Annotated in this window: 1 protein-coding gene; it reads left to right on the top strand. The window is 67.3% G+C overall.

Going from position 1 to position 1,546, the window contains the following annotated elements; all coding sequences use genetic code 11:
* A partial coding sequence (locus ACIPIA_RS15995; protein WP_400510961.1) for a sensor histidine kinase occupies window positions 1–1,497 on the top strand: 1,497 nt, incomplete at its 5' end.
* Window positions 1,498–1,546 lie beyond the last annotated feature (49 nt).

Here is a 1,546-nt window from a genome sequence, read left to right as displayed (position 1 = left end):
CTGGTCAATCGTGGCGAGGAAGCGCTCTACGCCAACCGCACGCTGCTCGAACTGCTCGACTATGCCGATCTCGCCGACCTCAAGGCCGGCGGCAATGTCAGCCGCCTGATCAAGGAAGCCGGCCGCGCCGCGGGCGGCGCCATGACCCTGGTCGACCGTACCGGCCATCTGGTCAGCGTCGATGCCGTGCTCTCCAGCGTGGCGTGGCAGGACGAGCCGGCGACGCTGATGGCCTTCCGTCATCCGAATGGCGGCGGCGGCGACGTGCCGGTTCTCACTCCGGAAGAGGCGGAGGAAGCCGAGCTGGCCGCCGAATTCGCAGCCGAGGAAGCGGAATCCGCGGCCCGCGTCGAGGCCCTCAGGCTCGATGCCGAAGCGCGCGACGACCGTATCGCCGAACTCACGGCGGTTCTGGACACCGCAACCGACGGCGTGGTCACGGTCGATGACCGCGGGCGCATCCTGTCGCTCAACAAGGCGGCCGAGGCGCTCTTCGGTTACGATCAGCGCGAAGTGACCGGCGAGCTGTTCACGCTGCTTTTCGCCGGTGAGAGCCATGCCCCGGCACTGGACTACCTCGAGGGGCTGAAGGGCGGCGGTGTCGCGTCGGTGCTCAACGACGGGCGAGAGGTCGTCGGCCGCGTGCGCCAGGGCGGCAAGATTCCGCTGTTCATGACCATGGGCCAGATTGCACATGGCGCCGAGCCGCGCTTTTGCGCCGTACTGCGCGACATCACGGCCTGGAAGAAGACCGAGGGCGAGCTCGTCGATGCCCGCAAGGCCGCCGAGATGGCGAGCGCCCAGAAGTCGGACGTGCTGGCCAAGATCAGCCATGAGATCCGCACACCGCTCAACGCGATCATCGGCTTCGCCGAAGTCATGGCCGAGGAACGTTTCGGACCGATCGCCAACGAACGCTACAAGGAGTACCTGCGCGACATCCATCAGTCGGGCGGATACGTCATCAGTCTGGTCAACGACCTGCTGGACCTCGCCAAGATCGAGGCCGGAAAGCTGGACCTCGACTTCGCCAGCGTGAACCTGAACGAGATCGCGCTCTCCACCGTCTCGCTGCTCCAGCCCGAGGCGCAGCGCGGCCGCGTGGTGCTGCGCTCCGGCCTCTCGCCGAAACTCCCGCCGGTCGTGGCGGACGAGCGCTCAATCCGCCAGATCGCGATCAACCTGCTCTCTAACGCGGTGAAATTCACCGATGCCGGCGGGCAGGTCATCATTTCGACCGCGCTCGGCGACCAGGGCGAGGCGATCCTGCGGGTCCGCGACACCGGCATCGGCATGGATGACGACGAGTTGAAGCTCGCCCTCGAGCCCTTCCGCCAGGTGCCGACGACGCGTCGTGCCGGCGGCACCGGGCTCGGACTGCCGCTGACCAAGGCATTGGTCGAAGCAAATCGCGCGGCAATGTCGATCACCAGCGTGAAAAAGGAAGGCACGCTGGTCGAGATCACCTTCCCGCCGCAGCGCGTGCTGGCGAGCTGAAGGCGGCAGGTACGGCCGCGCGGCGGCGACCATCGCGCGCTGAGCGGTG

Source organism: Allobosea sp. CER48, from assembly GCF_044752385.1.
In the GTDB taxonomy this organism is placed as follows: domain Bacteria; phylum Pseudomonadota; class Alphaproteobacteria; order Rhizobiales; family Beijerinckiaceae; genus Allobosea.
Note: the sequence above shows the minus strand (reverse complement) of the source record. Positions and strands in the feature narration are given on the sequence as shown.